The organism is Bernardetia sp. Wsw4-3y2 (assembly GCF_037126295.1).
Classification (GTDB): domain Bacteria; phylum Bacteroidota; class Bacteroidia; order Cytophagales; family Bernardetiaceae; genus Bernardetia.
The window spans coordinates 2260805-2285520 of sequence record NZ_CP147017.1 but is presented as its reverse complement, the minus strand read 5'-3'; the positions used below and the strand labels follow the sequence as shown (position 1 = coordinate 2285520).

The 24716-nt window shown below is 30.5% G+C and carries 20 protein-coding genes; 6 read left to right on the top strand and 14 right to left on the bottom strand.

From position 1 onward, the window contains the following. Positions 1-11 precede the first annotated feature (11 nt). The 4 genes from V9L05_RS09250 to V9L05_RS09235 form a co-directional block, all read right to left on the bottom strand. Complete coding sequence (locus V9L05_RS09250) at positions 12-677, bottom strand: redoxin domain-containing protein (RefSeq protein WP_338793538.1); 666 nt, start codon at positions 675-677, stop codon at positions 12-14. A 572-nt stretch (positions 678-1249) separates the two neighbouring features. Then, positions 1250-2062 carry a hypothetical protein gene (locus V9L05_RS09245; RefSeq protein ID WP_338815247.1) on the bottom strand — a complete coding sequence of 271 codons (813 nt, stop codon included), beginning with the start codon at positions 2060-2062 and terminating at the stop codon, positions 1250-1252. Positions 2063-2106: 44 nt separating this feature from the next. Then, a complete protein-coding gene (locus V9L05_RS09240; protein WP_338815246.1) occupies positions 2107-2970 on the bottom strand; it encodes a hypothetical protein in 864 nt (287 codons plus the stop codon). A gap of 121 nt (positions 2971-3091) precedes the next feature. Then, entirely contained in the window at positions 3092-4285 is a 1194-nt protein-coding gene (locus V9L05_RS09235; protein ID WP_338812543.1) for an ISL3 family transposase, read from the bottom strand. A 79-nt stretch (positions 4286-4364) separates the two neighbouring features. Between V9L05_RS09235 and V9L05_RS09230 the strand changes: the two genes are divergently transcribed. Next, positions 4365-6035 carry an IS1182 family transposase gene (locus V9L05_RS09230; protein WP_338812820.1) on the top strand — a complete coding sequence of 557 codons (1671 nt, stop codon included), beginning with the start codon at positions 4365-4367 and terminating at the stop codon, positions 6033-6035. 37 nt (positions 6036-6072) lie between these two features. Here V9L05_RS09230 and V9L05_RS09225 read toward each other — a convergent pair whose 3' ends face one another. The 4 genes from V9L05_RS09225 to V9L05_RS09210 form a co-directional block, all read right to left on the bottom strand. Beyond that, a complete protein-coding gene (locus tag V9L05_RS09225; protein ID WP_338815245.1) occupies positions 6073-6552 on the bottom strand; it encodes a hypothetical protein in 480 nt (159 codons plus the stop codon). Positions 6553-6654: 102 nt separating this feature from the next. Continuing rightward, positions 6655-7170, bottom strand: a complete 516-nt coding sequence (locus tag V9L05_RS09220) for a hypothetical protein (protein ID WP_338815244.1) — start codon at positions 7168-7170, stop codon at positions 6655-6657. Positions 7171-7465: 295 nt separating this feature from the next. Beyond that, positions 7466-7771 (bottom strand): hypothetical protein, encoded by a 306-nt coding sequence (locus V9L05_RS09215; RefSeq protein ID WP_338793567.1) that lies wholly within the window; start codon positions 7769-7771, stop codon positions 7466-7468. Positions 7772-7926: 155 nt separating this feature from the next. Beyond that, positions 7927-8799, bottom strand: a complete 873-nt coding sequence (locus V9L05_RS09210; RefSeq protein ID WP_338815243.1) for a DUF2911 domain-containing protein — start codon at positions 8797-8799, stop codon at positions 7927-7929. 220 nt (positions 8800-9019) lie between these two features. On the opposite strand from V9L05_RS09210, the gene V9L05_RS09205 reads away from it, so the two are divergent. Next, positions 9020-9883, top strand: coding sequence for an undecaprenyl-diphosphate phosphatase (locus V9L05_RS09205; RefSeq protein WP_338815242.1), 864 nt, complete (start codon positions 9020-9022; stop codon positions 9881-9883). 406 nt (positions 9884-10289) lie between these two features. After that, on the top strand, positions 10290-12080 hold the full coding sequence (locus V9L05_RS09200; protein ID WP_338815241.1) for a PDZ domain-containing protein: 1791 nt from the start codon (positions 10290-10292) through the stop codon (positions 12078-12080). A gap of 90 nt (positions 12081-12170) precedes the next feature. Here V9L05_RS09200 and V9L05_RS09195 read toward each other — a convergent pair whose 3' ends face one another. After that, on the bottom strand, positions 12171-13010 hold the full coding sequence (locus tag V9L05_RS09195) for a hypothetical protein (protein ID WP_338815240.1): 840 nt from the start codon (positions 13008-13010) through the stop codon (positions 12171-12173). A gap of 178 nt (positions 13011-13188) precedes the next feature. Between V9L05_RS09195 and V9L05_RS09190 the strand changes: the two genes are divergently transcribed. After that, the gene (locus V9L05_RS09190) at positions 13189-14286 is read left to right on the top strand and encodes a VWA domain-containing protein (RefSeq protein WP_338815239.1); all 1098 of its coding nucleotides are present in this window, start codon (positions 13189-13191) and stop codon (positions 14284-14286) included. Positions 14287-14606: 320 nt separating this feature from the next. Beyond that, positions 14607-16133 (top strand): TonB-dependent receptor, encoded by a 1527-nt coding sequence (locus V9L05_RS09185; RefSeq protein WP_338815237.1) that lies wholly within the window; start codon positions 14607-14609, stop codon positions 16131-16133. Positions 16134-16203: 70 nt separating this feature from the next. Here V9L05_RS09185 and V9L05_RS09180 read toward each other — a convergent pair whose 3' ends face one another. Both V9L05_RS09180 and V9L05_RS09175 read right to left on the bottom strand, forming a co-directional pair. Further along, positions 16204-17274 carry an alanine/ornithine racemase family PLP-dependent enzyme gene (locus tag V9L05_RS09180; RefSeq protein ID WP_338793576.1) on the bottom strand — a complete coding sequence of 357 codons (1071 nt, stop codon included), beginning with the start codon at positions 17272-17274 and terminating at the stop codon, positions 16204-16206. 181 nt (positions 17275-17455) lie between these two features. After that, the gene (locus V9L05_RS09175) at positions 17456-19450 is read right to left on the bottom strand and encodes a proton-conducting transporter membrane subunit (RefSeq protein ID WP_338815236.1); all 1995 of its coding nucleotides are present in this window, start codon (positions 19448-19450) and stop codon (positions 17456-17458) included. A 53-nt stretch (positions 19451-19503) separates the two neighbouring features. On the opposite strand from V9L05_RS09175, the gene V9L05_RS09170 reads away from it, so the two are divergent. Then, complete coding sequence (locus V9L05_RS09170; RefSeq protein WP_338815235.1) at positions 19504-19989, top strand: dual specificity protein phosphatase family protein; 486 nt, start codon at positions 19504-19506, stop codon at positions 19987-19989. A gap of 7 nt (positions 19990-19996) precedes the next feature. Here the strand turns inward: V9L05_RS09170 and V9L05_RS09165 are convergent, their stop codons facing one another. From V9L05_RS09165 to V9L05_RS09155, 3 genes are all read right to left on the bottom strand, one after another. Then, on the bottom strand, positions 19997-20935 hold the full coding sequence (locus V9L05_RS09165; RefSeq protein ID WP_338815234.1) for a hypothetical protein: 939 nt from the start codon (positions 20933-20935) through the stop codon (positions 19997-19999). Positions 20936-21265: 330 nt separating this feature from the next. Next, a complete protein-coding gene (gene aroB, locus V9L05_RS09160; RefSeq protein ID WP_338815233.1) occupies positions 21266-22432 on the bottom strand; it encodes a 3-dehydroquinate synthase in 1167 nt (388 codons plus the stop codon). A gap of 118 nt (positions 22433-22550) precedes the next feature. Further along, complete coding sequence (locus V9L05_RS09155; RefSeq protein ID WP_338815232.1) at positions 22551-24671, bottom strand: GAF domain-containing protein; 2121 nt, start codon at positions 24669-24671, stop codon at positions 22551-22553. Between the last annotated feature and the right edge of the window lie 45 nt (positions 24672-24716).

Sequence of the window (24716 nt, the reverse complement as noted above, 5' to 3'; positions counted from 1 at the left end):
TTAGTATTGTTTTACTTAAAATAGTCTTCTGGAAGCTCACAGCCATATGCTTTAGTAGCTAGTTCTCCAAAGTCAGGAGGATTTTTTCCTTCCAATAATGCACCTAGAGCTTGTTCAGCAAAATTTGTATCTCTATTATTACAATATCTACTAACATTATAATTTCCTTTATAGAATAATTTGCCTTCTGATGTAATAATGGCAGCTTGAGGGGTTGCATAAACTCCACAAGAAGAAGCAATCATATTTTTTTTATCTAAAATAGTAGGAATAGAAATATTATATTTTTCTGAAAAATCAATAAATTCCATATCGTATTCTGAATCATTAAAAATAATAGCATAAAAGTGTACTTGTTCTCCATATCTTTCAACAAGATAGTTAATATGAGCAATATTAAACTTCGAACAAGGACAAAAAGGACTAAAAAAGTGCAGAAAGATAGGTTTCTGTGTAGTCTCTTGTTTGTTATTTTTTTGAAATTCAGAAAATTGAAGTAAAACTTTTTGAGGAATTTGTTTGCCTACAAAAACATCTTGATAACCTTCAGGAATAGGAGTAGGGAGTAAATACTGCCATTCTTGCCACCAAAAAGAAGCAAAAACAGCACCTATAAGACCAAGACAGGTTGCCAATGCCAAACGTTGAAACCATTTGGTGTTTTTTATTTTTTGCATATTTGTTAACACTTAACAATGGGGAATAAATAGGAAGTAGATAACACTAATCCATGAGATACAATTATTTAATATAAGGGAATAAATACTTGTATATAAATCATTTAGCTACCTAATTGTTTGATAAGAAAACAGTTCAATTATGTAACCAAATTAACCATTTTTTAGAAAAAAACAAGTTTTTTAGATGTTTTATTCGATAAGCTATTTTATTGCAAAACTTGTTAATATATATATTCTTGTTATTATCCTATTTTTATTCCTACTACTAATTTGTTATTCCTAGTCTTCTTGTACTTACCAAAAATAAGTGTTTATTTTTCTTCTTTGAATTCTAACACTTCTATATAGTTTTTGCTTTTTGTTTAGAATGACGAGATAATTGATGCTTCTGTTGAATAGGGAAAATTTTAATTTATACAAAAAAACTACTTGCTTTTTTAAACTTTGACAGTCCTTTCAGAAGGCTGTCAATAGTTGAAAAAAATACATTTGTACGAAACTATTGTCAGAGTTATTTTGGATTACCAAAAAACTACTGACAAAGTTTTTATGAATATCATAATATACTACTAGCTATCAATTATGCTTTCAATAAATTTAATTCTGCTTTGTATATCCTCAATCCCTTCTGTTTCAACTTGCGTAATAAACGAAGTAAAATCTTGAGGAAAAGGACTATATTCTTCAATAGATTTCAAAGATAGTTGCTCTTGTTTTCTATTTAAATCTGCTTTTTTTGCTGTAGTTATTTTACTGCTCATAACCCAATTTACCGACAACCATTGATAAGAAATCCAACCTGAAAAGGTATAAGAATCATCATTTTCTTTTATAAAAAAAGTAGAACCATTATATAAATGCCAATAATTGTCCTGCTTTTCATTTAATATCTTAATAGCTTCTTTTAACTGAAAATGTAATTTAAAAGAAGTTATGGAGTTTTGTTTTTCAAGGATAAAATCTGATATTTCTTTTAAATCATGAGGTTTATTACTTGTAGCAATCTTACAACCTGCATGTTTTGCATAGTATCTATATAAATTAGCTTTCTCTGTTCTCCAGTCAACTCCAAATATATCTTCAAAATCTATTAAACGCTTATCTACAAGTTTGGTATAATTATCTTTGTCTATATATTTAGATAAGACATCATAAGCATAATCGTGTGTTTGTGTACGAACATTGTTACATTCTCTACAAATAATTTTTTTGAATTTAAGTAAATCTGATTTATAAGATTCTACAGAGTGTTTTTCATTTCCTCGTATGTAAAACATAGCTTTGTCGTTCTTATAATGTTTTCCATATTTTCTCATGTCTGATGATTTAAATTTATGCTCATCAGACAAATCTTCACTTCCACATATCCAGCAATTTTTCATTTTTTATTGAAGTATAAGAGTTCTCTAAAAATAAATGTTATAAGTTACAAAAGATATTTTTCAGGTATCTCTTGGTAATTATATATTACATCCTTCTCCTTAATTATTTGCTTTATTAATCTATCTTCCTGATTAGCTTTTGAAGAATCTAGTATTGGATATATTGTATGAATGTCTAGTTCTTCATTTATTATGACTGTATAAAGTTGATTTTCGTGATATATTACTTTTTTACCTTTCTCAAAGTCACCAGCATCAATAATATTAGCTATATCATTGATTAATGTAAATAGTTTACTTGCTGATTTCGAAGTTTCATCATACAAATCATCAGCAAAAGTAGTCCCATCTCTCTCATTTGTTTTTACTATCTTAAAATGCCTAAATAAAATATGAAAAACAGTAGCATTAGTTAGTTTCAGATTGATATCCTCTAAGGCTGTAAATTCTTCAAATAAACTTATCATAATATCATATTTTTCGTCAAAACTCTTTAGAGATAATAATACTGGCTCTTCACTATCAAATATTTTACCCTTTTTTAGTGCTGAATTTAACTCAATTAAAACTTCTGTTGGAGAACCTATATATGGAGAAAGGTTCATTAAGTCAGATTTGAAATTTTCATATATAAAATGATGAAATTCTTCCTCAGAAATAGGCTCTTTTTCTATTTTTTGACGAAAATCATTCATTCTAATAAATTCAACAAGATTTCTACGATTAACTGATAGACAATCCATCATATCTGTATTGTTAGATAACTCTTTTGAAATATCATTATAAGTTGTTTCTATCAATTTCTTATCTTCAAAGTATTTTTTCCAATATAGATTACTGTTTATCTCCTTTTCTGCCATTATAGTTAAAAATTGGAGGTGATAGTTTATAATTTCAGAATCGCTCATATATTATTCTATTTAAATAAAAAAAAGAGGCTGTCCGAAAAGTACGGACAGCCTTTTTTTTATGGTTAATTTTTTTTATTTTCGAGGTATATATACTTGGTTGTCTGACAATTTTTGTGTTTTAGTTTGAAATAGCTAATGCTCTCCATCTTAGATGCTCAAAGTTAGGCATTCCGAATGCGACTCTTCTTATACTTCTAATTAGATTATTTAATCCCTCTGTTACAGCATTTGATAATGAATTTTTGACATAATTGGCTACATATTCCATTGTACTATTTAAAGTATTTGTAAACGATTTAAAGATGTTTTTCAGCTCCTCATTCATACTTCCTACCCATTCCTCTATTTTTTGTAGTACTATTTCTATTTTTTGGTTATTATCAAGAATATGATGAAACTGTTCTCTTTTCCAATAGACTTCTTTTAACAAGGGACAATCTTCAAAACAAAGTTGTAAGTTAATTAATTCCTTGTCTGATAAGTTATGATATTGTTTATATAAAATCCACTTTAAACGGCGATAATTTAGGTTATCAGTTTCTGACTTTCTGAGCAGTTTACGAAATTTATCAACACAACTATTGAGTAAGTTAGTCACATGAAATCTATCTAAAACGATAGTTGCACTAGGAAAACAGTGTTGAGCTACACTAATATAACCTCTCCAATAATCACAAGAAACATCTGTAATTTGCTCACAGAAGGAACTACCTAACGACTCAAAATGAGCAATCAAATCTTCTTTTTTGCGACTTTTTAGTATATCTACTAGTGTTCCTCTATCTAAATCTGTTAAAACACATAGATAATCTTTCTTACCTTTTCTATGGCTTTGTTCATCAATTCCTAAACGTTTTACTTGAGCATAACGTTGGGCTAAATCAACTCGTTCTTTACAAAGAGACAAAACTGTACGCTCAACCGTTTTAGGATGAACATTTAAAATGACTGCACTTTCTGAATAGCTTTGTTTCCGAGCCACCATAAACATAAAATCTTCTTGACGATGAGTATGAGATTTATTCGCATCTGCAAAATCAAGTGACTCAGTAAAATAACTAGTACAGGTTTTACAGTAAAATTGACGTATTTTTATGGATAAATAAACCTCTCTTGAAATTAAATTTAAATCACGAACAATGCGTTTATAACTCTGATGAACTTGAGAACTAACTTGACCACAAGTAGGACAAATACAAGAACTCGTTGATAATTTACAAGAAATAGTAACTTTGTCTTTTGTCAATTCAACAGCTTCTACTTTTACAGAAGACAAATTGAGTAAGTGTTCATATAATTCTAAATTTTCCATTGCTAAATATAAATACTTTTTGTGTTTCCACAAAAATTGTCAGACAACCATATACTTTTATACTAACGTTATATAGCCTATGGCAAAAGTAGTTTTCAAAAACCAAAGTGGTAAGCAGCCCGAACTTTTTCCTGTCAATATATTTGACAAAATTCCAGCTCACCATCCTGTTCGTTTAGTTGAAAAGGTGGTTGATTCATTGGATATTAGCGATTTGATTTCTCAATACAAAGGTGGAGGTTGTTCAGCTTATCATCCAAGAATGCTCGTTAAAGTGCTATTCTATTCTTATTTATCCAATATTTATTCTTGTCGTAAAATAGCTAAAGCTCTTGGGGAGAATATTCATTTTATGTATTTATCAGGCAATTCTACACCAGATTTTAGAACAATTAATGACTTTAGAGGTAAAATTTTGAAGGCACACATTCATCGTTTATTTGGAGAAGTTGTTAAAATGTTGGTTGAAATGGGTTATGTAAGTCTTGATGTTCAATATATTGATGGAACAAAAATAGAGGCTTGTTCTAATCGTTATACTTTTGTTTGGCGTGGTAGTATTGAAAAAAATAAAGAAAAGTTAGAAACTAAAGTAAATAAAATTTTATCTGATATTGAAAGTAGTATTCAATCAGATAATCAAGAAGAAAATAAAGAAGAAGTATCTACTCCATTAGATTCAGAATTATTAAAAGAAAAACTCGCTCAAATCAATAAAAAACTAAAAGAACCGAGTAAACAACAGGCAAGAGAACTAAAAAAAATGCAAGATGAATATCTTCCTAGATTAAGTAAATATGAAGAGTCTCTGAAAATTTTAGGTTGTAGAAACTCGTATAGTAAAACAGATACGGATGCTACTTTTATGCGGATGAAAGAAGATCACATGAAAAATGGACAACTCAAACCTACTTATAATGCTCAAGTGTCCACAGAAAATCAATTTATTACCCACGTTTCTATTCATCAAACGGCAGGAGATACCACCACTTTATCCTCTCATTTAGAAGGATTTGAAAATCAGTACAATAAACAAAGTAAAGAAGTAGTAGCTGATGCAGGTTATGGAAGTGAAGAAAATTATGAATTACTTGAAAAAAAAGAAATTACTGCCTACGTTAAGTACAATTATTTCCATAAAGAGCAAAAAAGGAAAATGAAAAATAATCCTTTTTTAGTTCAGAATTTATTTTACAACAAAGAATTAGATTTTTATGTCTGTCCGATGGGGCAAAGAATGAAGAAAATAAGAGATGGAAAACGTACTTCAAGTAATGGATACGAATCGCAAGTATCTTATTATCAAGCAAAAAGGTGTCAAGATTGTCCTCTTCGCAATTTATGTCATAAAGCTGAAGGCAATAGAATAATACAAGTGAATCATCGTTTAAACCAACTAAAAGAGAAAGCTAGAAATTTACTAACTAGTGAGAAAGGATTAGAGCAGCGCAGTAAACGCCCTATAGAAGTAGAAGCTGTTTTTGGGCATCTCAAATATAATAATAAGTTTAATCGATTTACTTTTAAGGGATTAGCAAAAGTAGAAATGGAGTTTCTATTGATGGCTCTTGGGCATAATTTTAGAAAAATGGTGGCAAAAACTGCCGATAAGCTAAAAAATACTTTCAATTCTAAAAAATCATCTTTTTGCACCTTTTTTTATACTCAAAAAAATCACCAAAAGACAAAATTTGTTTGCATCATCAAAAAAATCAACCAAAAAGAAGAATTACAAAAAATAGCTGCATAAAAAGAGGCTGACCTTTTCGGACAGCCTCGTTTAGACATTACAACTGCTTAAATGATTTTGCAATTTCAACCATTTGTTTTTCAAATAAGGCTCTCTGATTTTTGGCAGTCCATTGAGCAATCTGATAATAATTGTCTTTTCCTTTTATGATTGTAAAGCTATAATAAACAGCAATTTTATCTTGTGTTTGTCCTTGAATGGTAAAGTTTTTGGCAGCTAAACCATTAATTTCCCAATCTTCGATTTCAGTACGTGCGCTGATAGTTATGGTTTCACCAATAGAATGATTTATAATATCTGTATAACCTTTTAGATTTGGTGGATAGACTTCTTCTGCATTATTATCTATTATCTTTTTAGTAAACTCTTTACGATCTTCTTCTATTACAATGACAAAGAGTTCTTTATCAAGATTTTGATATTGAAGTGAAGCATTAGGATTTAGAGAATCGGTTGTACTCAAGAAGTCAGGCAATTCTAAAGAATAGTCGGTGTTGATTTCTATAATTTTGTTCATAATTTAGTATTTTTAGGTTTTATAGAAGCAAAGTTAGTCATTTTAAAATCTCATCATTAGAATTTTTGAAATGACTTTATAGTTTTATTTTTTATCAAAAAGCTATACAAAAAGTAATAATAAAGTCAGAATAACTCCTGCTAAGGTAAAATACAAGCCTTTCTTGAAAACACTTGTCTTAGGTAAAAACATAAAGAATGAAGAAAATGAAAAGAATAGTAGCGCAATTCCAAAAAAGATATTAAGAAAAAACAATGAATCCCCAGATTTTGATTTGTGTAAATGTGTCATTTTATCCAAAATAAAAGGTAGTTCTTTTACTTTATAGTCAGCAATTCCAGTTTCTTTATCATATACTCCATTTTGAAAATAGATTTTATTACCTTCTTCTTTAGTAACCTTTAGTCTCCTCATTTCTAACAATTTACCTAACTCATCTGAAGAAGCATTTACTTTTATTTGCGTTGTAACTTCTCTTTCTTGTTTGAACGCATCCGAATCTCTAAAAATCAAAATAATTCCACTAAGCGCATACACACTCATAATCCCAACTAGAAAAAAGCCTAAATAGCGATGAATAATTCGTATCTTTAAAGACATAGAGTTTTTATTTGCCATTGTTTTTTTGATTGATTTTTATAAAAATAGTTTTGTAGTCTATAAAAATACATTTATTTAGAATGATTATAAACAAAATCAAAAGTAATAAATCTTTTGGGTTTTGCTACCACTCATATTGCTTTTTAAGTTATATTCTATTTTAACCACATGGCATTCTGTGTGAAACAGAGTTTTTTTTTATTAGTTTGAGTATAAAATGGTAGGCAAATCAAAAAAAGCACTTGTTTTTTACAAAAAAAAACTCACTCATTTGAAATAAGTGAGGAAATACTATTAAGAAAAGTGTCTTTTATTAACGTAATTTAAAGCGTTTGCTATCTCTTACTTGACTTACTGTATTCTTGATACGAGTAATATCTTCCATAGAAGCTCCTGCTGTAAGAATATCCAAATCTGCACTTGAGACAATTACTTCTACATTTTCCAAACGTTGGCGCAGTTCATCATTTTCTTGCATTATCATATCAAGTTGTTGTTGTTCTTGTTGGCTAAGACGACGAGCAACTTCTAGTTTTTTTACTTTATAGAAATAATTTGTGACAATGGCACTTGTAGCAATTCCAAATGTACTACCAAATATAATTAATAGCTCTAGCATAAATGTTGGATTAAAGTTGATTTTAATGTTATCCTAATGTACGAAAAAAAACTAAATCAAGTTATATGAAAAAAAGCTATTCACTCAAATTTGAATGAATAGCTTTATCAGATTTATTAAAATAGTTTTAATTTATACTTTTTGCTAAAACTACTTTACTTTTTTTTCCATTGCAATAGACTAGTTTCAATGCTTGCTTTACGAGCGTCATAAAAACCACCACCATTTTTTGCACCCATTTCTTGTGCTTTTTTGGCATGTGCAATAGCTTCTTTATATTTTCCTTGTTTTGCTTTTACTTGTGCCATAATCCACTGAGGAAAGAAATGTTGTTCATTTAATTTTGTAGACAGAGTAGCCCAAGTAGCTGCTTTTGCTATATCCAAATCATTCTGAACATAATATTCAGCAGCCGAAGCATAATCATACCATGCTCTACCATAAATGCCCATTCCTTTATCAATAGAAGCAACAGCATTTGCTTTTGTATCTGTCGTAATCTTTACAGCAATACTCAATTTTTCCCAACGCATTACTAAATGTGCTTCCATATCTGACTGAGGCAAAATCATATAAGATAAATATTCACGCATATCCGTTTCTTTTGGAGTTACTTCTACACGAATTACATCATCTTCTTCTAAATAAGAAAACACGCCATTGCCTTTAGAATCTTTATTTAAAATAACAGTCCATTTTTTTTCATTTGGAATGGTAATAATTGTATAAGAACCAGCCTCTACTTTTTGTCCTTCTACCATAACATCAGTACTGAAAGTAACTTTTGTAGGTGAGTTTGCACCTGTACGCCACATTTCGCCATAAGGAATAAGTTTTCCCCAAATCTCACGATCACGAACAGCAGGAGAAGAGTAATCTACTGAGATTTTGGTAACCCCAATTACTTGTGAAACCGAAGCTGCTGGACTAGGGACAGGCATTTCTACTTGAGCACAAGATTGTTGAATGGCAAGCAAGAAAAGTGCAATGATAATGGGAACGATTAAGAGCGTATGTAAATGTTTCATAAAAAAGAGAGAAATAATAAAAAATAGTGAATAGTAAATATTGTCTTTAAAATTACCCAAAATTTACGTAAAAAATTGATTCAAAGATAAAACAATTCTTTATTTATGAAATGATTTAGTTTTTTTTACGAAAAAGTAGTTGTCTTGTTGCCAAACTCTTTTAATTTTGTGCCTTTGATTATGAAAAACAAGACTTTAGAAATAAAATAAAAAAGAATTTATGGAATGGTTGGAAGCTCTCATTTTAGGTATTTTGCAAGGATTAACAGAATTTTTGCCTGTCAGTAGTAGTGGACATTTAGAATTAGGAAAAGCTCTTTTGAGAATAGAACCCTCTGATGATCTTCTTTTTTCTATCATCTTGCATGCTGCAACAGCTCTTAGTACAGTTGTTATTTTTAGAAAAGAAATTGGTTTTATTTTGAAAGGAATGCTCAAGTTCAAATGGAATGATGAATGGGAATTTGCTGTAAAAATGGTTATTTCGATGATTCCTGTCGGAATAATTGGTGTGTTTTTTAAGAAATGGGTAGAGTCTTTCTTTGTAGGAAATATTCCTTTTGTGGGTGGCATGTTGATGATTACAGGAGTTTTGTTACTCATTACTCGCCTAAAGCAAGAGAATAGTGTTCCTACAAGTGGACAACAATCTATTTTAGACGATGAAACAACTCCAAAAGAAACGCATAGCCAAACGGCTGCTCTCAATCAAAATATTTCTTATTTACAGGCTTTTATTATCGGACTTGCACAAGCAATAGCTGTTTTACCAGGAATTTCTCGTTCGGGTGCTACCATTGCAACAGCTCTTTTGATTGGAGTTCCACGTAGTGAAGCTGCTCGTTTTTCGTTTTTGATGGTTCTTGCACCTATTTTTGGAGCTACACTTTTAGAAGTAAAAGATTATTTTGAAAGTCCAAATCCTGCTTCTTTAGATATTTCTTTTCTCTCCATTGGATTTATTACAGCTTTCATAGTCGGACTGATTGCTTGTTATTGGATGGTAGAGCTAGTTAAGAAACGTAAACTTATTTATTTTGCTATATACTGTTTGATTGTTGGTTTGATTGCGTTTTTTATATAATATTTTTCTAAGGAATAAGAAGTAAATAAACTACTATTTTCAAATATTCAATTAACTGGTAATCAATAAATTAAATTCGTAATTGTTCCTAAAGTTATTATTAGCTAAAAATGTAAATTTATTTTTTTAGTCTTCCTTTGCTATCCTCATCTTAGCAAACAGACAAATCAAGAAAACTATATTCTATAAAAATATCTTTACACAAACAAAAGCAAAAAAAATATATTCTTTTTTGTTGGAATAATTCTGAAATAGCTATAAAAGTGTTATTTCCAGTCAAATAATGAACAGATTTTTAATTTTGCTTTTAAAAACTCTTAACTTGCCTACTTGTTATATCATTTTCAACTAACAAACCCTAAGGGTCGCTGAAGACTCTTAGGGTTTCGAAACTAACTAATCAACTATGTTATTCCGAAATTTTAAAACTGTTTTATCAGTATTGCTCTTTATGAGTATTTGTTTTGCTGGTTTTTCTCAAAAAATCAATTATAAAATAGAATTTCCTGCTCCACAAACGCATTACACAAGCGTTACGATTGAGGTAAATGAAATTCCGAAAGACAAAGAAACAATTGACTTTGTGATGCCTGTTTGGGCTCCAGGGTCGTACCTGATTCGTGAGTTTGCAAAAGGTGTAGAGAGTGTAAAGTCTGATTCTGATATTGAAAAAACATCAAAAAATGTATGGAAAGTCCAAACAAATGGCAAATCAAGTGTCAAGATTATGTATGATGTCTATGGTTTTGAGCATTCTGTAAGAACGAGTTTTATTGATGCTTCTCACGCTGCACTTATTCCAACAAGTATTTTTATGTATGTGGACGGAATGAAAAATGAACCTGCCATTTTAGAAGTTGAAAAGCCGAGTGATTGGAAAACTATCTCTACTTCGTTAAAGAACAAAGATGGAAAAGAAAATATTTTTGAAATTCCTAATTATGATATTTTGGCAGATTCTCCTATCGAAATAGGCAATCAAGATATTTTAGAGTTTGAGGCAGCAGGTGTAAAACATTCTGTAATTATGTATGGAAAAGGAAACTACAACAAAGACCAAATCACAAAAGATATGGCGAAAGTAGTAGAAGAAGCAACAAAAGTTTGGGGCGAAAATCCAGCAGAAGACTATAAGTTTATTGTTCATAATTCAAGATATGGAGGAGGAGGATTAGAACATCTCAACTCTACAAGTTTGGTTGTCGATAGAATGTCGTATGGAACAGAGAAAGGTCATTTACAGTTTTTAGGTTTAGTTGCTCACGAATATTTTCATCTTTGGAATGTAAAGCGTTTGCGTCCTTTTGCACTTACTAATTACGATTACACACAAGAACAGCATACCAATTTGTTATGGATTTTTGAAGGTTTTACTTCGTATTATGATGAATTGCTACTTACTAGAGCAGGTTTTGTAGATGATAATTATTATCTCAATACACTTTCAGGGAATATTTCTTCAGCAGAAAACAAAAAGGGAAGACACGTTCAGCCAGTTACAGAAGCAAGTTTTGATGCGTGGATAAAAGCCTACCGTCCAAATGAAAATTCTGGAAATACTACTGTTTCATATTATGGACAAGGAAGTGTTTATGCTGCTATGTTAGATTTAATGATTATTGAAGCAACTGATGCAGATAAAAATTTGGATGATGTAATGCGTTATTTATACAATGAATATTACAAAAACCAAAAAAGAGGTTACACAGATGAAGAGTTTCAGGCAGCAGTTGCAAAAATTGCAGGAAAACCTTTTAAATCGTTTTTTGATAATGTAGTTTATGGAACACAGATGCCAGATTATGCAACTTATTTGGGTTATGCTGGTCTTAAACTAATGGTTTCTGAAAATACAAGGAAGGCTACTCTAGGAATCAGAACTTCTGAAAGTGGTGGAAATCTAAAAGTAAGAAGTACAGAAAGAGATGGCGCAGCTTACAAACAAGGGTTAAATGTAGATGATGAAATTATTGCAGCCGATAATTTTAGAGTAACTTCAAATGGGGAACTTTCAGAAGTTTTGCAATATAAAAATGTAGGTGATGAAGTAACTTTGCTTATTGCTCGTGATGGACTTTTGCAAACGCTTACTATAAAATTAGAAGCTGATGACACAAAAGGCTACAGAATTGATAAAATAGATAAACCTTCTAAAACACAGGAGAAAATCTATAAAAAATGGTTTGAGAAAAAGTAAAAAATAGCTTTTCAATCTTTTTTAAAAGCAAAAAACCAATCTTTAAATAGCTTTAGAGATTGGTTTTTTTGTTAGTTTGATTTTAGATGTTTAATCACAATCGTATTCAAAATACGATTTGAATCTAATCTTATCACCATCATATACAGAGTAATAAGACTCTAATAATCCTCTCTCATCATATTCAAATATAGTCATAGTTATGTAAGGGTTTCTGCCATTTTCGCTAATATAAGTGATTTTATTTATGGAGCAACCAGATCCACAGCCTAAATACAAATACTCATCTATCTGACCTCTAGTTACTTGAAATATATTATCAGATATATATTTGGTGTTTCCTCCTAACTTACAATTATTGTAATCATATTTCCTAGTTTCCCATAAATTTCCATGGCGATCATACAATAAAACTAAAGTAGGCTGACCAAAAGAATTATACTCTTGTACTATAAACTCTTCTTTGTATCCTAATTCTACTGCGTAGTATGTCGTCCCCTTGATTCTTCCTTTTGAATCATATTTGATAATGGTTTCGAACTTACTATTGTTGCGATAGCTGCTTCCCTTAATATTCGTTTTTTGTCCATTATTATTATAAGTAACTATACTCTCATACGAGAGTTCATTTTGGTAATAATCCTTAGAACCAATATGACGGTTATTATTATCATAAGACATTTCTGTATAATATTCTATATCTTGTCTCAAAAATTTATCTAAAAATTTTTCTCCATTTATAACTTTATATTGCCATATTATACTATTGTCACTACTATCAGTTACAGTTCTAACACTAGAAATATAACATTTGGGTACATCACAATTTCCTTCTACTCCTAGATTTTCATTTTCATCGTCTTCATTGCAGCCATTAGACAATAACACAAGACACAATAAAAGCAGAGATAATAATTTAGTAATTTTCATTTTTGTATAAAGATTAAAATAATTTTGATTTTTATTAAAAGGAATGCAAAGGTAAGGTTTATATTTTTAAAAGTGAGTTTATACCCTCAAATAAAACAGACAATTGAAAACTAAATTTGTATTCAATTCGTTCCAATAAAAAAAATAGCTAAAAAATTTACATCAAAAATATAGAATTATGGAAGGTTATCGCTTCGGAAAATATACACCACCCAAATCAAAAAAAAATAGTGGCTTTGATAAATTATTAGATATTTTTCTTCAACTTTTATCAATGGCAGGAGGAGATGTCGGAAAAGCAATGTCTTGGCTTACTGATTTGGACAGACAGCACTCACTTACTTCAGAAGGTTATGGAATAGGAGATTTTTTTGAGGATTTGAAGGAAAAAGGCTACTTAGAAGAAAATGCAGCCACTGGAGAAATAAAGGTTACACCAAAAAGTGACCAAACTATCCGAAGAAGTGCATTAGAAGAAATATTTGGAAAACTCAAAAAATCTAAAGGAGGAAATCACAGAACGAAGTTTCACGGAAATAGTGGCGATGTTTCGGCAGACGAACGTCCGTATCGTTTTGGAGATGATTTAGACCAAATTTCTTATACAGAATCTATCCGAAATGCTCAAATAAATGGTGGGATTGGAGAGTTTAGAATGACAGAAAACGACCTTACTATCAGAGAAAAGGAATATTTAGCACAAACTTCAACCGTTTTGATGATTGATATTTCGCACTCTATGATTTTGTATGGAGAAGACAGAATTACACCAGCCAAAAAAGTAGCGATGGCACTTGCCGAACTTATCACAACCAAATATCCAAAAGATACATTAGATATTATAGTTTTTGGAAATGATGCTTGGCAGATTGAAGTCAAAGATTTGCCTTATTTGGAAGTAGGTCCTTATCATACCAATACAGTTGCAGGTTTGGAACTAGCAATGGGAATTTTGCGTCGTAGAAAAAATCCAAACAAACAGATTTTTATGATTACAGATGGAAAGCCAACATGTATAAAACAAGGTTTAAAATACTACAAAAATAGCTTTGGACTGGATTCAAAAATCTTAAATAAAACATTGAATTTGGCAGCACAATGTAAAAAACTCAAAACGCCAATTACGACTTTTATGATTGCTTCTGATCCTTATTTACAGCGTTTTGTAAAAGAATTTACAGCTACAAATGGTGGAAATGCCTATTATTCGGGTCTGCAAGGACTAGGGCAATTAGTTTTTGAAGATTTTAAAAGGAATCGTAGAAAGCAGTTTTAATAGTAAAAAATTCAAACTTTGACAGACCTTTCAGAAGGCTGTCAATAGTTTAGAAAACGAATAGTTTTTATATAAAAATGATACTTTCAAAAAAGTATCATTTTTTTTTAGTTTCATTTCAATTTAGCTTTTTCGATAAAAAAAGCTGATTATCAGACAAATAACTTTATTTTTTCTGTTAAAACATTCTTAAAAATCAGTAGTGTAAAATTAACACTAATATAATAGGCTTTGTTACCTCTTTTTTGTAATTTTAAGTCTGATTTTTGCTTTATTATGCAATAATTACTTTCCTCTAAACAAAAAGACTTCATATAACTATGAGTAACAATACTTCTACTACAACAATTGATCGATTACTAACTACTAAACAGAAAGCATTAAAAATTAACCTTGATGCAAGTATTTATGGCTCATTTGCCGAAATTGGAGCAGGACAAGAAGTAGCTGCACAATTTTTTAAGGCAGGAGCAGCTTCTGGAACAATTGCCAAAACTATGTCAGCGTATGACATGGCTTTTAGTGATGCTATTTATGGAGCAGAGGAAAGTGGACGTTATGTTTGTGAATCTCGTCTGATAAAAATGATTTCACACGAATATGAACTTGTAGAAGAGCGTTTGAGAGAACACCGTCCTGATACATGCTTTTTTGCTTTATCGAATACGATTGAAGTTTTGAATTATAATAAAACCAATCGTGGACATGGTTGGATTGGACTTCGCTTTCAATTAAGACCAAACACACCTCCCAATGAAGTAATTATTCATATTAATTTATTAGATAATCATAAGTTTTTACAAGAACAAGTTGTTGGAATTATTGGTGTTAATCTGATGTATGCTTGTTTTTATCATTCCCATACTCCTGACTTGATGCTTACTTCGCTGATGGATAATCTTTCTAGAGATAGAGTAGAGATTGATATGTTTAGAATGACTGGTGCAGATTTCGAACATGTAGATAATCGTTTGATGAGTTTGAAATTAGTAAAAAATGGAATGAGTAATGCAGCTATGTTTGGTGCAAATGGAAATGTTTTGCAACCTTCAGAAGCTCTTTACAAGAAAAATATTTTAGCTCTTCGTGGTCGTTTTCGTCCACCTACCCACGTAAATGTGGACATGTTAGATAAAGGTTTGGATATGTTTAAAGATGAACCTGATGTAGCTAATAAAGATGTGTTGGTCTTGGTAGAACTTACTCTTGCCAACCTTCGTGCAGAAGGAACAATTAGTGATGAAGATTTCTTGGATAGAGTAGATATTCTTTGTTCGATGGGAAAGACAGTAATTATTTCTAATTACCAAGAATATTATCGTTTGGTAGAATATTTATCCCTCTTTACTCGTGGTAAAAAAATCGGAATTATTCTTGGTATTTATTCACTTGCTGATGTTTTTGAAGATGAATTTTATACAAATTTGAATGGTGGAATTTTGGAAGCCTTCGGAAAGCTATTTGGCTCAAATGTAAAAATGTATGTTTATCCTTCACGTATTCCAGGAACAGATAAAATTTTGGGTTGTGAAGACTTTGAGGTTTCTCCTAAACAGACATTTTTGTACAAGTATTTATTAGAAACTCAAAAACTAGCTACTATTCAGAATATTAATACTGAAAACTTGCATATTTTCTCTGATAACGTATTAGAAATGATAAAATCAGGAAAAGAAGGTTGGGAATCAATGGTTCCTAAAATTGTAGAAAAAGCAATCAAAGATAAATGTTTGTTTGATTATCCTTGTCCGACTGATAAACTTTCAGAAGCTGAAAAAGAACGCAAACAAGCCACTTTGGAAAGAGAACAAAAAGAAAGACAAAAAGTAATTGATAATAATTTATAAAGATTTGAATAAAAAAACGCCTTATAAATCAAAAATTATAAGGCGTTTTTGATTTTAGAGCAATTCCATTTTACTCTACAATTTTCTCTACATAATTTGAATTCATAAGAGAAAGTGCGCCCATATATTTAAGTCTGAAAGCAACCACATCTCCAATTTTATAATTATTTGGATTCGTTTTTAGGTCAATAACAAGCATATCTGAGCTTGCTCCTACAAGTTCAATTGTTTCATCTTTGGGAATTAAAAACTCGGGACGGATATCAAGCAAACCTACATCGATGATACAACGATAAGACATCTTTCCATAATCCTCTTCATTGATTTGAAACATTTCACCACTTGGATTTTCTGCCAAAACACCTGTCGGAATAAGAGGTTTTTTAGTGATTTCTACAATTTCAGCAAAAAACTCTAAAATATCAGTTTCCATCCCTTCAATATAACCATTTGAAAAAATATCATTTCCCCAATAAAGAGCTTCTCCAATTCTAAAATGGTTTACTCCCTTTGGAAGCTGTTTTCTCAATAAGAGAGGAAGTGTTACAGTTGTTCCTGCCGAAACCCAAGGGATTTGTCTACCAAATGTAAGTTCAATGATTTTTTTATAAAGAGAAAGTTGAATAAGTTTGTCCTCTGAAGGCAAAACACCGTGCAAACAATTTAGATTTGTTCCCAAACCAATAACACGAATATTTGGAAGTTTGAAAATTTGAGCATAAAACTCAACGACATCATCAGGCATGACTCCTTCACGAAGGTCACCCATTTCTATCATAATAATAATTTTGTGAAGTTTGTCTTGTCGTTGAGCTTCTTTTGAAAGCATTTCTATGGTATCAAGTTCTGTATTCAAACTCACATCAGCATAAGAAATAATATCTTTAATACTTCTTTTTGCAGCAGGTTTTATATAGACAGTCTGAATATCAGGCTTTAATTCTTTGAGTTTTCTGAGATTACTAATTCGTGAATCGTGTACTTCTATAACCCCCAAGTTTACTATTTCTTGAAGGTATTTTTCTGTTCCACAAAATAGTTTTGTTACCACACCCCATTCTACACCTTCTTCTTTGAATAGTTTGTTTAAAAATGCGTGATTGTGTTCTAACTTTTTCTTGTAAAGTTTTACGTAAGCCATAATTTGTTTTTTTATACTGGATTATCAATAATATGAAATAAATTTTTCATATTTATTCTAATCCTTCAATACGAAATAAAATCTACTCATTAATCAAAACAAGTAGTTTAATCGTTTTACTAAAAGTAAACAAAAAGTAGGCTATATTGTTTTTATGGGGGAATTTGTCAGGTTTCTACATCTAATCCATTAACCAAAATAGTAAAGAAACTAATATAGAAACAACAATAAAAAGATAAAACTGTACTTTTCCATTTTGCAAACTCTTCAACTGTTTGCCTGTATAGTTTATTAAAAAGACTATAAAATGAGTCATAAAGTCCACTATATATTTGTCTGTCCAAGCCAAAAAATAACCACTAACCACAGTAATTTTTGAAAAAGTATCAACAAATGAATCTAATTTTCTATCCAAGAGAGAGAGAATTGCTGCTATGCCTACCCAAAGGTTAGCAAACTTTTGAGTAGTAACCACAGATTGTTTTTGTGCTGTTAAGTAAGCTACTTGAGTCATTGGCTTCCAAAAACAAAGAATAAAAAATTTATCTTGCCATAAAAAATAATTTTTAATACTGGCTATAAATTCTATTTGATTTAATCTTTTATTTATTTTTTTAGAGAATCCTAATATCAGTCCTATAACAGTCAGAAAGATAGCCAAAATAGGAAGCCAAATTTTAAAATGATGAGGAGCATGGGAAAATAATTTTGGCAGTTGTTTGAGCCAATAACTTTCATCAGGTTTGAGAGGATGAAGCGAAAAGGTAAACCAAAAACTTCCTACAAAAAGGAGTATCAAAGGCAAATACCAAAACCATTTTTTAGATGTAGAAATTATTCTTTTATTTGAATTATCGTTATCCTCATCATTAAAAAAAAGTGGTTGAAGTTGTCTTCCTCCATAAAATGCTGTTAGAAAAGTAGCTATAAACAACCCTATTCCTACAAAAAAATGATTTGATAACGTTTCTTTCAAAATCCATTCTTTAGATAAAAAACCTGAAGTGAGAGGAAAACCAACCAATGCAGCTAATGCAAAAATATAGATGACAGAAAATAAAGGTAATTTTTTATAATTAGTATTTCCCATTTCTGACATTTCTTTTGTTCCATTTTTTTCTATCAAAAAACCAGCTCCCAAAAATAGAGTTGCCTTAAAAAAAGCATGTGTAAAAAGATGTAAAAGAGCAGCCTGCCAAGCTCCTACACTAACTGCAATTGCCATAAAACCGAGCTGAGAAACTGTCGAAGCTGCTAATTCTTTCTTTAAATTAGTAGTAAAATAAGCTGCTAGAGCTGAAAAAATAGTAGAAAAAAGAGCTATCCAAACTAAAAACTCGGCAATGATTTTGACTTCCTCAAAGACAAATTCCATTCGTATCAAAAGATAAATTCCTGCTGCAACCATTGTAGCAGCGTGCAGAAGCGCAGAAATGGAAGTTGGTGCTTCCATAGCATCAAAAAGCCAAGTAGAAAAAGGAAATTGTCCAGACTTGACCAAAGCAGCTAACAAAATTCCTATCGAAATAAGAAGTTTTGAAGAAGAAGGAAGTGTAACAAAAATATTCTTTAAATCAGAAATAGACAGCGAATACTCAAACAGTAAAGCTATTGCAATAAGTAAACCTACATCACCAATACGATTGATTAAAAATGCCTTTGTAGATGCACGAGAAGAGCTTTTTGTTTTGTCAAAATCAATTAAAAGAAAAGAAGCAAGTCCGATAAGTTCCCAAAACACAAAGAATAAAACAAGATTATCTTGTGCTAAAAGTAGTTGCATGGCAAAGACAAAAAGTCCTAAAACTCCATAATAAAATGTCTTTTTATTTTTTATATAAGCCAAAGAATAAATATGAACAGCAAAAACAATAAGACTAATTACAAACTGAAAAAAGGCTGTTAGAGAATCTATCTTTATCAAAATATTTATTTCTCTTGTTCCTGTATTTGCCCATACAAAAGAATTTTCAATGATTTTTTCTGTATTAAAAATCTCAAAAAGCTGCGTGCTTGTAGCTAACAACGCAAAAAAAGAAAAAATAAGAGCAGCATATTCTACCTTCTTTTTTGAGTAGTCTGTTTCTTTTTTAGCAGAAAAGAAGATGGAACTCAGTAAAGAAAATAGGAAACTAAAAAGTGGAAAAAGATAAACTAGAAAATAAATAGAATTCATATCACAAAAATAATCAAATCTACAATCAAAAAAACTTTAAACCTTACTGAATTATGAAAACAAGAATATTTTGGATTACTAAAAACTTGGCAATTATGCCAAAACCAAATTCAGATAACTTTTTAGAAGAAGATATTATCCATTTTTCCAACCAAAAACTAAACATTTTAGTCAGTTTGCTGACAAGAGAAGAAAGTTTTGATTTGGGATTACAAAATGAAAAATCTATCTGTGAAAAATATGCTATTGATTTTATTTCGCTCCCAATTATTGATAGAAGTGTTCCCACTGAAAAACAAACTGCTCAGATTAGAGAATTAGCAAAAAAATTAGTAGAAAGAATCAATAATATTCTTGATAAAAACGAAAAAATAATTATCCATTGTAGAGCAGGAATTGGACGTGCTGGAATGCTTTGTTCAGCTATTTTGATAGAACAAGGAGTTTCTAATTTGAAAGCTATCGAAAAAATAAGTGATGCTAGAGGATTGAGAATTCCAGATACAGAGGAACAAAAAAACTGGATAATGAAGTATTGAATAATGTCTATTTAACTAAAAACTTGCCTCTTTTTATTACCTCACTATCTGTTTGAAGAACCCAATAATAAATTCCTTTCTCAAAATTTTGCTCTAAAGTAAAAGGAGTTGTAAGATTTTCAAATTTTGTTGTTTCTTTCCTTGAGTTGATGACTTCCAAATAAATTTCTTCCTCGCTTGTTCCACTCCATTCAAAAATTAAATTTTGAGTATAATTTTCGACATCAGTATTGGGAGATTTCAAATTAATTGAACTACGAGTATTTTGATTGAGTTTATTTTCTAATTCGGCTATTGGCTGAAAAGCAAGTAAATTTTCTGTTTCTGAAATTGTTTGTTGTTGTTGGGAAGTAGTAGTTCTATCTTTTTCAGTTGTCGAATTTTGTGCTATTATTTCTTTATTTTTAGAAGAAAAAAGAGAATTATCTTCTGATTTATCTAATGCATCAGCTGGATTAGTTTCTACTTCAACAAGTGTAGGAACACTTATTTCTGCTTGTAATGCTTTTTCATTTTGCTCATCAATAAGACTAGTGGCTACTACAAAAACACTTGTTCCAATAGCTATTGCCCCAAAGAACACAGCAGCTATCTTATAAATCGATGGCTGATTAGATTGAGCAACTTTACGTTCCCAACTTTGTTGTTGTTCTGTTTTCTGTTCTTTGATTTTCTCAAGTTCTTGGCGAAGTTGATTTCTCCGATAAATACGTTCTTGTTTCATATAATCAACGTCATTTTTTTGGTCTAATAAAGAAGAAATATTTTGCTCTTGTTTTTTTTTCAAAAGTTCCACGAGCTTTTTATGTTTATACAATTCTTCTTGCAAAACAGGGTCATTTTCCAGTCTTTTATTAAATTTTTCTAATTGTTTAGGCGAGAATTTACCTTTCAGAAAATCTGAAATAAGTTGCAAACGCTCTAATTCTTGGTTGATATTTCCCATTATTTATACAACTATTCATACAAACAGAGTTTTTAGTTTACTTAACTATTTTAATTCCCAATTATTTGCATACAATTTACTTCTAGCTTTAGATGAATTGCATTTTTATTCATAAATACTTACCTGCTTCAAAGAAACTATTTACTTTTAAAGATACAAATTATAAAGATAAATAGAGTTATTTTTACACAAAAAAAACTGAATTTAATCTCATTATTTCCATTAAAAATTAAATTTTTATTCTTTTCAGAGGTTTTAAAATGATTGGGAGGGTTTGTATGATTTTTTTTTAGTGTTAATAATAGCAATATCTTATCCAATTATTATTTTCTAAATATTTTTTAGACATTCCAAAATTTGTATTTCTGAAATAGAAATATCAAAAGTTGCTTTTCCAATTTCTTCTAATGCACAAGTCAAAATTGTATTTTGAGCATTTTTTTTATCTTGTTTTGCCCACTCCGTTATTTTTTGTGCTGTATTTTCTGTTTGAATAGCTTTTCTAAAATCGATAATTGTATCTTCAAAAATAGAATTGATATAATTTCTGATTGCTACAAAATCATTTTCTGAAATAAATGTTTGATGTGGATATAATTCTTTACACAGATAAGCTGAAAAGTAACTTTCTGCTATCATGCCTAGTGCAATAGCTTCTCCATGCAGAAAAACAGGTTTGGTAATAGTACCTTTTTTACTCTCTTTTATATTTTCCTCTATAAAATAAGATTCAATAGCATGTCCGATTGTATGACCAAAATTGAGAATTTTGCGTAATCCTTTTTCAGTTGGATCAGCTTCTGTTACTTTAGCTTTTAGAGCAACCGAGTGAGCTACAATTTTATCTATCAATTCATTTTTTATATCAATTTCGCTTTGATTTTCAAAACTATTCTTAATTATATCTTTATCGTCTAAAAGTTTTTGCCATGCCTTTTTATCTGCAATAAGTGTATGTTTTATTACTTCTGCGAAACCTGATCGCATTTCATTTTGAGGTAATGTTTTTAAAAAAGGACTATGAATCCAAACTTTTGAAGGCGTTTGAAAAATTCCGATATGATTTTTAAAACCATTAAAATCGATTCCTAACTTTCCTCCTACACTAGCGTCTACTTGTGATAAAAGTGTGGTAGGAATCTGAATAAAATCAATTCCTCGTTTGTAAGTAGAAGCACAAAAACCTCCCATATCTCCAATTACTCCACCACCTAAATTAATCAAAATAGCTTTTCTATCAAAATGATTTTGGGTAAGTTCGTACCAAATATGTGTACAGGTTTCTAGTGTTTTATTGGTTTCTCCTGATGGGATTTCTATCAATAAAGGTTTTTGAAGTTTAGCCTTTTCAAAGACTTTATCTAAAATAGGATAGCAATCTCTTTTCGTATTTTCATCTACCAAAACAGCTACTTGCTTGTTTTGAAGCAATGAAATTATTTTTTCTAAAGGCTCAAAGGTAATATAAGTGGGCAGGGAATTAGTTTGCTTTATCATTTCTAGTTATCTTATTCAGTTTTTGATAAAAACAGAAATTTGTAATTGTAGTTTCATTAATTACAAATTAACCATTAATAATTGACAACTAGAAGTCCAGATAGTTATTTTTTAATCATTATTTCTGCTCTAATTCTTCAATACGTTTTTGTAGAACTTCTTTTTCTGAGTTATGTCTAGCAATTAACTTTTCTAACATATTTTTTTGAGCTTGCAACGCATATTCAGAACGTCTTTTTTCAGCATTTCTACTCTCTTCTATTTTTGTAGTTTGTTCTTTTACTTTTGCTTCGTTAGCTTTGAGTTGAGAAATATCTGCCAAAACAAGTACATAACGATCAATTGTTCCAGAATTATTAAAAAGAGCCACACCGATAGCCTGAATCCAAATTTCTTCTCCTGTTCGATTAAGCATTGTTGTTTCAGCTTTCCAAATTGTACCTTGTGCCATTGTATTAAACCCTTGTTGAAGCTCGCCTTCTTGTGCAAAAATTCCAAAGGCAGAACGCTCTAAAAGAGTTGATTTGGAATACCCTAAAACATCAATAGCCAAATTATTTATGCTCGTAATATTCTTTTTGTAATCTAACTCTAACAAGTAAAAGCTAGATTGGATAAGTTCGTTTCTATATTGTAATTCTTTCTGAACCCTTCCCATTTCTTCTTGGGTAGCTTGAAGTTCTTCCATATTTTGACGCATTTCCTCTTCCTGCGCTCGTAATTGTTGTGTCATTTGTTCAGATTCTTGAAGCAAACGCTGACCTGTGACATTACTTTGTAAAATAGAAAGCGTAGCTGCAACTGTTTCTCCTATTGTCTCTAAAAATTCAATTTGATACGATTCAAATTGCTTAAAAGACGCTATCTCTATCATTCCATATACTTGTTTGTTGAGAAGCATAGGAATAATCAAAATAGAACGAGGATTTGCTTTACCAAGACCAGAAGTAACAGTAACATACTCCTTAGGCACATCTGTAAGGTGCATTGTTTGTCCTTCCTGCCATGCTTGTCCTGTCAAACCTTCGCCTAATTGAATGGTACTATCCAAAAAGCGTTTTTTATCCCACGCATAATATGCCATTAGTCGCAATTGTTCATGTCTTCCTTCCATTTCTTTCAAGAAAAAACCTCCTTGATTTGCTTCTAAATAGCGCACTAAAGCTGTAATGAGTTCGTCTGTAATTTCTTCAAATGAACGATTACTATTTCTTAGAATATCTGAAATAAGCATTGTACCTTCATTTTTCCATCGTCTTTCTTTTGCGCTGTCTTCTGTTTCTCTCAGATTATTACGCATTTTGAGCAAGGAATTCCCCAAAATATCTCTTTCAGAAAGGGGCGTAAAATCAGATTGATAATGACCTTGACCAATTTCTTTCGCAAAATCTGATGTATCTTTTAATCCAAGTATAAGCGTTTGTAATGCAATTTCCATTTCTCCAATTTCATCTACTTGAGCATTTTCTTTATCATCTTTATACTTTTCAAAACGTGGCAAAACTCCTTCACTCAATTTTTTTATACTATCTTTTACTACTTTTATACGTGAGATAATACTTTGAGCCAAGAAAAATGCCAATGAAAAGCCTAAAATAATAGCAATTATACTTACAAAAATAGCCTCATTTCGAAGTGTAACAGAAGCACGATTAACGGCATCTTGTGTTTGTTGTCCTGCTATTTTTTTGTTTTCTATTAAGACTTCTAAATCTAATTTTATCTGCTCAAAGATAGCATTCAATCCCTGCATTTGGAGTTGAAAACCTGCTTCTTGTACTAAAAGATTTTTTTCAGTTGCATTTTTATTGTTTAATATGGAAATAATACGCTGTTCGATACTGTGCATGCTGTCTACTGCAATAAAGGTATTATTCAAAATTTCAAAAGAGGTTTCTTCATCATTTTGCCAACCTTCTGAAAGTGAAATGAGTTTATCTTTGACAGCAGGATAAGTTTTACTTTGGAGTTTGCGAAGAGAGTTTTTGGCTGCATCGTTTTGACTTTCACTCTGAAAATAAACATAACTTGTAATGAGTCGCATAGAATTATTGGCAAGACTGCGAAGCTCTTTCAGATTTTCAACAGAAGGCTGAACTACTTCTGTATATTCGTCTATCTGTGCTACATTTTGATTGAGCTGTACAATCAGCGTAACTGCCCCTACAATAAAGAGCAGAAGGAGAATAGAAAATCCTCCAAAAATGCGTTGCCAAATAGTAAGACGAAAATTATTCATTAATCTGATTAATACGTTTTTTTGTTTTTATTTCTTGAATGAATG